This is a genomic window from uncultured Romboutsia sp. (genome assembly GCF_958366745.1).
Classification (GTDB): domain Bacteria; phylum Bacillota; class Clostridia; order Peptostreptococcales; family Peptostreptococcaceae; genus Romboutsia; species Romboutsia timonensis.
Window position 1 is genome coordinate 1 of sequence record NZ_CATXCO010000071.1, and the last position, 10,055, is coordinate 10,055.

At 26.7% G+C, this 10,055-nt stretch carries 6 protein-coding genes; 4 read left to right on the top strand and 2 right to left on the bottom strand.

What is annotated here, in order from left to right:
- Positions 1 to 14 precede the first annotated feature (14 nt).
- Together Q5F54_RS06500 and Q5F54_RS06505 are read right to left on the bottom strand one after the other, a co-directional pair.
- A complete protein-coding gene (locus Q5F54_RS06500) occupies positions 15 to 230 on the bottom strand; it encodes a DUF1659 domain-containing protein (protein ID WP_288306312.1) in 216 nt (71 codons plus the stop codon).
- 111 nt (positions 231 to 341) lie between these two features.
- On the bottom strand, positions 342 to 998 hold the full coding sequence (locus Q5F54_RS06505; RefSeq protein WP_302334121.1) for an N-acetylmuramoyl-L-alanine amidase: 657 nt from the start codon (positions 996 to 998) through the stop codon (positions 342 to 344).
- A 156-nt stretch (positions 999 to 1,154) separates the two neighbouring features.
- Here Q5F54_RS06505 and Q5F54_RS06510 point away from each other — a divergent pair, with 156 nt between their 5' ends.
- The 4 genes from Q5F54_RS06510 to Q5F54_RS06525 all read left to right on the top strand — a co-directional run bounded on the left by Q5F54_RS06510 (position 1,155) and on the right by Q5F54_RS06525 (position 9,606).
- Entirely contained in the window at positions 1,155 to 1,409 is a 255-nt protein-coding gene (locus tag Q5F54_RS06510) for a Mor transcription activator family protein (protein ID WP_288306310.1), read from the top strand.
- A gap of 652 nt (positions 1,410 to 2,061) precedes the next feature.
- A complete protein-coding gene (locus Q5F54_RS06515) occupies positions 2,062 to 5,232 on the top strand; it encodes a helicase-related protein (protein WP_302334122.1) in 3,171 nt (1,056 codons plus the stop codon).
- Between the two features lie 12 nt (positions 5,233 to 5,244).
- The gene (locus Q5F54_RS06520; protein WP_302334123.1) at positions 5,245 to 8,754 is read left to right on the top strand and encodes an Eco57I restriction-modification methylase domain-containing protein; all 3,510 of its coding nucleotides are present in this window, start codon (positions 5,245 to 5,247) and stop codon (positions 8,752 to 8,754) included.
- 129 nt (positions 8,755 to 8,883) lie between these two features.
- On the top strand, positions 8,884 to 9,606 hold the full coding sequence (locus Q5F54_RS06525; protein WP_302334124.1) for a hypothetical protein: 723 nt from the start codon (positions 8,884 to 8,886) through the stop codon (positions 9,604 to 9,606).
- The last annotated feature ends 449 nt before the right edge of the window (positions 9,607 to 10,055 follow it).

Below are 10,055 nucleotides of genomic sequence, written 5' to 3' on the forward strand. Positions count from 1 at the left end.
CAACAGACTTTTTACTAAGCTAAAGTAGTGTTATCTATCTTAGCTATTTCAAGTTGGTCATATTCTTGAAGTCCTATTAAGGCTTCTGCAACGTCATATACATCTTGTGCAGGTGCATCATATTTTAATGCTGAAAATGTTTTGCTTCTAACCTTTGTTTTACCATCTTCCATACCTAAGTTTAGCTTTATTCTTAGGCTTGATGGGTTTTGCATTTCGTTAACAGCCATATAGCCACCTCCATTTATTTATTTGAAGAGTAATCTCTTCTTGTTATTAAGTATAGAAATAGATGGTTTGGAGATATATTAAAGTTTTTGAATAAAATATTTTATAAAGAATTAAATTATATAAGCGTTATTAAAGCCTTTGGATATAGCTGTGTTTTTTAATTGAATAGCATCATTTTTATCTTTGAATTCACCTATACAAACTCTATAAAAGATTCCATCATCAACTATAGATTTATTTACAAATGCTAGTAGTGATTTTGATATACTATCTGATATGTCTTTTATATATTTATCAGATTTTAGTGAAGCTTCTACTGATGAGTTAGATATAAAGTCTATTTCTATTAATAGTGCTGGCATTTTAGTTTTTCTTAGTACTGAGAATGATTTTGAAATTTTTACTCCACGATTAGGTGTATTTATTGTTTTTGATAGGTTAGAGCAGATATTTTTTGATAGTGTATATAGTTTACTTTTTTCATCATATACCCATACTTCAACTCCTTTAGCGGATTTATTAGTTGATGAGTTCATGTGTATGCTTACAAAGTAGTCACAGTTTTCTTTATTTGCTTTTGAGCTTCTATAATCTAGTGAGTAGTATTTGTCTTCTTCACGTGTAGTTATTACTTTTTCAAAGGCTTGTTCAAGGTTATTTTTTATTAACATTCCTATTTTTAATACTGTGTCGCTTTCTTTTGTTTTGTTAGTTCCAATTGCGCCTGAATCTTTTCCTCCATGTCCAAAGTCTAGATACCATTTCATAGTATTACCTCCTATATTGTTTTAGTAAAGTTAATTTTTATAATAATTTAGTCTAGGAGTGTTTAAATAGTATATTAAAAGAATTTATAAATTTAGTAGGATGCTTTGATTTTGATATAGAATATATAGTTATAATGTTTTTGAGGGGGGATTTTAGTGTTAGATAGTTTAACTAGGGATGATCTACCTGATAGTGTTATGGATATTGTTGATAGTATAGGACTTGATGCTTTTAAGGAATTGGTGAGGTTAGCTGGAGGTAGTAATTTGTATATTCCTAATGAGAGTAGTCTTGTTAAGTCTTTTAGAAATAAGAAGATTAGGGAAGTTTTTGATGGTGATTATAAGGTGATTTCTAGAAAGTTTGGGATTAGTGAGGCTCAGGTTAGAAATATTGTTAATTATAAGTAAGTTATTTTTAAATGGAGGATCTTTATTAATAGATGCTTCGCATAAGTTGTTTGTATTAGGTTAGTAAGCTTTAAGTGTTAAACCTTCGGTTATTCAGCCCCGGTATGTTGCAAACTTACACTTCATAAAAACTAAGGCATACAAGGTGATGCTACATTTTAGCTCATATGTTTACAGGATTTTAATATTCTAATATGAGCTAAAATGTAGCTTTATTTATGTGCTCACTATTTATTCCGCTTAGCTTGCACCATACTTCCCGCCGCGCTCTCTGCTCCCCCTCCACCTATCCCTTTTATTAGTATATAAGTAGTTTATATGCTTAATAATGAAGTGAATTATATAATATTAAATATAATTAAAGATATGGGAGATAGATTTTTTATGGGAACGTATACAGGATTTAGATGTAATAGTTATGGATAGAGTGAGAATTATTGTATTTGTGTTGGGACGGATGATCCTTTTTTTAAGTCTAAAAATATGATGAGTATAAATATTATGTTTATGATATAGAAGTTGAGAAATAATGTACTAAATTTGATAGTATATTAATACAAAGAGGACAATAATATTTTTTTAATAGTAATAATGTAGTATAATTAAAGTAATAAAAAATAACTATAAAGTAATAAAATTTGAAAGGAAAAAGATGAATTATAATGATTTAACATTTTTTACAAATGAAGAGAATAATACACTTCACGATAGATTTAATAAAATACTAAATAACAACGTACAATTTTTTGATGTATTAGTTGGATATTTTAGAAGTAGTGGATTTTATAAAATGTATGAATCTATGGAAAATATTGAAAAAACTAGAATATTAGTAGGACTTAATTTAGATAAAAAGTCTGTAGAAATGATACATACAGCTTATAATGAAATGCAAGTAGACTTTACATCAAATAAGGAAGCTAAAGAACAGTACTCAAAAGAAGTTAATGATGATATAGAGACATCGGAAGATAGCGAAGAAGTCGAAATAGGAATAAAGAAATTTATAGAGTTTGTAAGAACAGGAAAATTAGAAATAAGAGTATATCCACATCATCCAATTCACGCAAAAGTATATATAATGAGAAAAGATCAAGAAAAATCAGAAGACTTTGGAAAAGTAATAACTGGATCAAGTAATTTTTCTCAAGCTGGACTATTAGGACAATTAGAATTTAATGTGGAATTAAAAGATTCAAGAGATGTTAGATTTGCACTTGATAAATTTGAAGACCTATGGAAAGAATCAGTGGATGTAACAGATGAATATATAGAGCAAGCAGAAAATAGTTGGATAAGAGAAGATGTAACTCCATATGAATTATTCTTAAAGTGTTTATATGAATATTTTAAAGAAGAAATAAATCAAGATAAAGTAGATGCTAAATCACTTGGTTTACCACCAGGATTTATGAAACTTCAATATCAATTACATGCAGTAACAAGGGCAGAAAAAATTCTAGAAACATATAATGGTGTATTCATATCAGATGTAGTTGGTCTTGGTAAAACATATATAGGTGCCATGTTGGCAAAAAGATTAAGAGGAAGAAAGCTTATAATATCTCCACCAGTTCTTAAAGAAAACTGGGAAAGAGTTTTATGGGAGTTTGATGTATCTGCAAAAGTTGAATCTTTAGGAAAATTAGATTCTATATTGAAAATGGATGCAGATTCATATAATTATGTATTTATAGATGAAGCTCATAGATTTAGAAATGATGATAATGATACATATGCAAAGTTACATGAAATATGTAATGGGAAAAAAGTAGTATTAATATCAGCTACACCACAAAACAACTATATTAGTGATATAGCTAATCAAATATATTTATTTCAAAATAGGAAGAACTCTAATATAATACCAAATCAGAAAGATTTAGAGGGATTCTTTAAAAAATTAGAAAAGAAATTAAAAAAATATGATAAAGGAACACCAGAATATTTAGAAGTATCTAAAGAAGTATCAACTGAGATAAGAGAAAAGGTACTTAATCATATTATGGTAAGAAGAACTAGAAAAGAAATTATAAAATATTACGATAAAGATTTAAAGTCACAAGGATTAACATTCCCCACATTGAATACACCTGAAAAAATAGTGTATGAGTTTGATAATCAGGTAGAAGTAGTATTCAATAAAACTTTAGATACAATAAAAGTTCTTTCTTACGCAAGATATAAAACATTAACATACTTAAATGAAGTTCCACCTAAATATAAGTCCTTATTAACAGGTCAGCAAAATATGGGCGGATTTATGAAAGGTATATTATTAAAAAGATTAGAAAGTAGTTTCTATGCTTTTAATAAAACTCTTGATAGATTTATAGAATCTTATGAAAACTTTATATCAATGTACAAGTCAGGAGTTGTATATGTTAGTAAAAAATATAATGTGTATGATCTAATGAATAATGGAGAAGAAGAAAAATTAGACTTTATTGTTGATAAAGAAGATGCATTTAAGTTTAAATCGGATGAATTCAATAGTATATTTATAGAAGATTTAGAATTTGATTTATCTAACTTAAAAAGAATAAGACGAATGTGGGATCCTATAGAAAATGATCCTAAATTAGATAAATTTATAGATGATTTAAAGAATAATAAGCTTCTTAAAAAATCAAAAATACTTATATTTACAGAATCAAAAGAAACTGCAGAATATTTAAAGAAAAATATAGACATGCATTTTAAAAATCAAACGATACTATTTACTGGTGGTTCTAAAAATAAAGATAGAGACATTATACAAGAAAACTTTAATCCTGATGTTTCTAAAACTAACCAGAAAAATGATTTTAGAATACTAGTAACTACAGATATACTAGCAGAAGGTATAAGTTTACATAGGGCAAATGTAATCGTAAACTATGATTTACCTTGGAATCCAACTCGAATAATGCAAAGAGTAGGTAGAATAAATCGTGTTGGAACACAACATGATAATATCTATGTATTTAACTTCTTCCCAAGTGCTCAAGTTGGAGAACATATGTCATTAGAAGAGAACATAACTTCTAAAATACAAGCATTTCATGATACATTAGGAGAGGATTTTAAGTATCTTAGTGAAGATGAAGAGGTTGATACCTATGGTATATTTGGAAAAACTTTATATGATAAGCTTAATAGTAAAGAAAGTTTAGAAGAGGAAGACTTTGAAGAAGATTCAACTCTTAAATATTTAAAAATAATAAGAGATTTAAGGGATGAGGATGAAGCTTTATTTATTAAAATAAAGAATTATCCTAGGAAAATAAGAAGTGCTAAGTACTTAGATACAGATGGAACACTTACATTCTTTAGAAAGGGATATATGAAGAGATTCTTTATATCAGATGGAATCGTTTCAAGAGAAATGACATTTTTAGATGCAATGAAGCTTATGGAGTCAGATAAAGAAGAGAAATATCATAAGATAAGTAATAATTATTATAAAAATTTAGAACAAAATAAAAAAGAACTTGTAAAAACTTTACAAGAGGAAAGTATGGATATATCACCTATTAGAAAAGAAGGTAAGAGCCATGATAAGACTATAATAAAAACTCTTAAAGCTTTAAATACATATCCAAAGTTTACAGAGAATGAAATAAGTAAAATATATAAATTAATGGATTTATTTGAAGATGGAGCTATACCATTAGCTATAGGTAAAGAAATTGTAAAGATGATAAAAGGGATAGCAGATCCTATAGAAATGTTTAATACAATATGGGATTTAGTGCCAGATTCATATATTAAGAATTCAGAGAGTAAAGAAGAAATACAAGATTATAATACAGAAGTCGTATTATCTTTAGATTTATTGTAAAGGAGATAAATTATGGATAATAAATATACTATGTTAAATGAAATATTTAACGAAATGAAAAAATTTGATGAAATTAAATTTAATAAATTTATTATAAATCTATTAAATTTAGAATCCAAAGATAGAATAAACTCAGTAGCTAAAAAAGAGAATGAAGGTATATATGAAAACTATATAGACTATGTTAAAGATATAGGTAAATATAGAGACGAAAATAGAAAAATAATATTAGCATCTATAGTTAAATTAAAGTATTCACCAGACAAGGCTAGAACTATGCAGAGAAACTTTATAGCTAAGCATTTAAAAGATACAGGTGCAGATGCAGCAGTTGTAGCACTATATTCAGAAAATACTGATATATGGAGAATATCATTTGTTAAATTAGACTATACATTTGATGTAAATAAGATAACAGGAAATTTACAAACAACAGAAACTATAACTCCGGCTAAGAGATATTCTTATTTAATTGAACCAAAATTAAAAAATCACACAGTTCAAGAACAACTTAGAAATCTGTTATTTGATGACTCTAAGAAACCATCAGTAGAAGATATAGAAAATGTATTTAGTGTAGAGGTTGTTACTGATGAATTCTTTAAAATGTATAAAGAGAAGTATCTAGACCTTAAGGAATTTTTAGAAACAAATAATGAATTTATAGAAGAAGCTAATAGATTAATGGTAGAAGTAAACGAGTTTTCTGAAGAATTTGCTAAAAAGCTTATGGGACAAGTTTCATTTCTATATTTCCTACAGAAGAAAGGATGGCTTGGAGTTCCAATTGTGCCATTTGGACTAGTAGATAGAAATGAGTTTAATCTATTAAAATCAAAAGAAAATGAAGATGTTAAAGAAATTATGGACAAGGTGTTTAACCCATCTAATGCAGACAAGTCTAAAATGGAATTAGATAGAAAAGCATTAAATGATTTATCTAATACAGAAGCTGATTGGTTATCAAATGTATTTAAAGGAAATCCAAAATACGATAAACAATGGGGAGATGGTACAAAAGTATTTATAAGGGGTTTATTTAATAGTTATAGTAAAAACAATCATGAAGGAAACTTTTTTAATTCATATTTAGAGCCATTATTCTATGAAGCCTTAAATGAAAGAAGAGGACCTAATGAGTACTATAAGAGATTTAACTGTAAGATACCATTTTTAAATGGAGGATTATTTGAGCCTATTTATAAATATGAGTGGAAAAAAACTAATATAGAAATACCGGATGAATTCTTCTCCAATGATGAGAATACTGGATTACTAGATTTCTTTGATATGTATAACTTTACAATGAATGAAGATGAACCACTTGAAAAAGAGGTAGCAGTAGATCCAGAAATGCTAGGAAAAATATTTGAGAATTTATTAGATGTAAAAGAAAGAAAATCTAAAGGTGCATTTTATACACCTAGAGAAATAGTTCATTATATGTGTCAAGAATGTTTAATAAATTACTTAAATAAAGAAACTAATATAGATACTACATCATTAGAAGTTCTTATAAAATACGGAGAAGTAATAAAAGACGTTGACTTAAATATAAGAGATAAAAAAGATTATAAAATGCCGAAGTTTATAATCGATAATTTAGAAATTATAGATAAAGCATTAGAAAATGTAACAGTAGCAGATCCATCTGTTGGATCAGGCGCATTTCCTTTAGGTATGCTAAATGAAATAGTTAAAGCAAGAAGTATTATTGTTGAATACATGACAAAAGATTTAGATAAGTGGGAAAAAGAAGATTTTATAAGGAACAATAAGAAAAGCATATATGACTTAAAGAAAAATGCTATGAAGAGATCTATATTTGCAGTAGATATAGAACCTAGTGCTGTTGACATAACAAAATTAAGACTATGGCTATCACTAGTTGTAGATGCTGATATTAGGACTATAAATACACTACCAAATTTAGATTATAATATAATGGTTGGAAATTCACTTATAGAAGAGTTCAATGGAATAAAGCTATTTGATGAAGAGCTTCTTAAAGAAAGACCTAAAAGAAAGAAAAAAGAAATAAGTAATCAAATATCTATGAATATACAAGGAAGTGAAGCTAATATAGGAATAGAGCAAGAATATCAATTACTTGAAGATATTCAAAGGTTACAAAGTGAATTATTTGATACAAAGGAAAATAGTGAAAAAGTAAGAATAAAAAAAGATATAGAGGATAAAGAATGGGACTTAATAGAGTATAAGCTAAATAGAGAAAAAGGACTTTTATTTAAAGACATAGAGGAATTAAAGAAGCAAAAAAAATCAAATAGAAGACCGTATTTCTTATGGAAGCTAGAGTTTTCTAAGATATTTAAGGAAAAAGGAGGATTTGACATAGTTATAGGCAATCCTCCATATATAGATTCAGAAGATATGATGAAGTATATACCTGAAGTGAGGGAATATTGTAAGAGAAAATACAATAGTGCTAAAGGTAATTGGGATATATTTATAATATTTATAGAGTTAGGACTAAGATTATTAAGACAAAATGGTAATATGTCATATATAGTTCCAAATAAATTAATTGGAGCTAAGTATAGTGAAGCACTAAGGGCGTATATTGGTAAATATTCAGTAAAAGAGTTAAGAGACTACTCTAGTGTAGATGTTTTTAAGGAAGCTGATGTATATCCTGTTGTATTTAGAGTTGAAAAATCAAATGAAAAGAATGATATTCATATAAATATTATGGAAAATAAAGAAGAAGTTAAAAGTAAAATTATAATTAATAAAGATATGTTTTATAGAGATATTTATTGGGATAGATATTTTGTAGATGATAAAATAAAGATAGATGTAATTGAAAAAATGATAAAGTTTGATACTTTAGAAAAAATAGCTAAAGTTAAAGGTGCTGCTACTGTTGGAGAAGCTTATGAAATAAAAGATGTATTAGTTGATGTATGCAATTTTAATTATAATGAAATGAAAAAATTTATAAATACAGGAAGTATAGATAGATATATTTCTTTATGGGGCATAAAAAATACAAAATATATCAAAGATAATTATCTAAAGCCATCTATTTCTAATGAAGATATATATAAGATCAATAAAGTAAGATATGATGAAAGTAAAAGTACAAAGATTATTGTAGGTGGAATGAATAAAGAGTTAGAGTGTTATCTAGATGAAAAAGGAGAATACTTAGCAGGTAAGTCAACAAGTATAATTTATGATTGTGAGCTAGACTTAAGATATATAATAGGAATACTAAATAGCAAGTTAATGACATTTTACTATAGACAATACTTTAGTTCATTATCTTTATCTGGAGGTTACTTAAGAATAGGGCCTCCACAAATAAAAGAATTACCGATAGCATTTGATGAAAAAATTTATAAAGCTTTAATTAAAGAAGTTGAGAACATTATTGAGAGCTATGAAAGAAATGTTTTATTAAATATAGAAGAGTGTGAGAAGAATATAAATAACTATGTATATAAATTATACAATATATCTGATGCAGAGATTAATGTAATTGAAGGGATATCATAAGGAGTTTTAGTTTATTGAAGAATATAAAATAAGCTAAATGAAATTATAACTAGAGAGAACTCAAAAGTGTAAGTATTAATTATTAAAGTTAAAACTTGCACTTTTGTTTTAATAATTAGGGGTGTCAGAATGAAACTGGGAGATTTAATTAAAAAATCAGGATATATTATAGAATCTGATTTAGATTATAATCTAATGCAATTTATATTAAATTTAGATTTAAAAGTGGATATAGTTAAAACTGAAAATATAGAAGTTAAATGCAATAAAAGAAAGTATAACAAAACTTTTTTAGACAAACTATGTAAATATAAAAAGGGAGATCCAGAAAGAGACTTTATACTTAATATCTTAGAAAATAACTCAAAATATAGCTCATATAAGTATACATATTTAGAGTGGGTTAATTTTAATATAAAAGATTATACTAAAGAAATAATCCAATCTTTATCAGATGTATCAGATATAGATATTTATGAAATTACAGATGGAGAAGTAAGTGAGTATGATATTATAAATGGAATTGAAGATATTAATAAAATGATAGATGTATTTAAGGAAAAGGTACTTCCACCTGTTGAACTAGATGCAGTATATGAAGAATTTAGCGATATATTTGAAAAGATAGTAGGAGAAAAAAGAGGTTTTTTAAGGGATAGAGTTGGTAAATGGCATAAGTTTGGACAAGATTCATATAGAGATGCAGAGTTATTAGGTATTAAATATCCTTCGCTTGGAGAAGCTATGCAGGATGAAGAACTTATGGAATGTTTTGTTAATTACTTAATGTATGGGACAGATGAATATTTGTATAATTATAATGAAAAAGAAATAATTAATGGATGGTACTAGAGGGTAGTATAGAGCTATTTGCTGTATTTCTTAAATAATATATATGCAGAAATATAATATTAAAAAAGTTAAGAGATGCTTTACAGAATTAACCTTCGCTTATTCAGCCCAGGTATGGAGCAAGCTTACACTTCGTAAAACTAAGACATACAAAGTGATGCTACATTTTAGATCATATTACATAGGAGTTTTGACTATGATATGAGCTAAAATGTAGCTTTATTTATGTATTAACTATTTAATGTGGTTAATATATAAAATTAAAATAATTATAGGTTTATTATATATGATTTCATGTGCTCTGATAATGTATGTAGAGATTGTATAGATATATGTAAAAATGTCCGTAAAAATGTCCTTCTCATTACATAAATAATTACTTATACTAGAGATACAACATCACAAGGAGGACAAAATAGTAAATGCATATAGGAAAATACTTAAAGAAA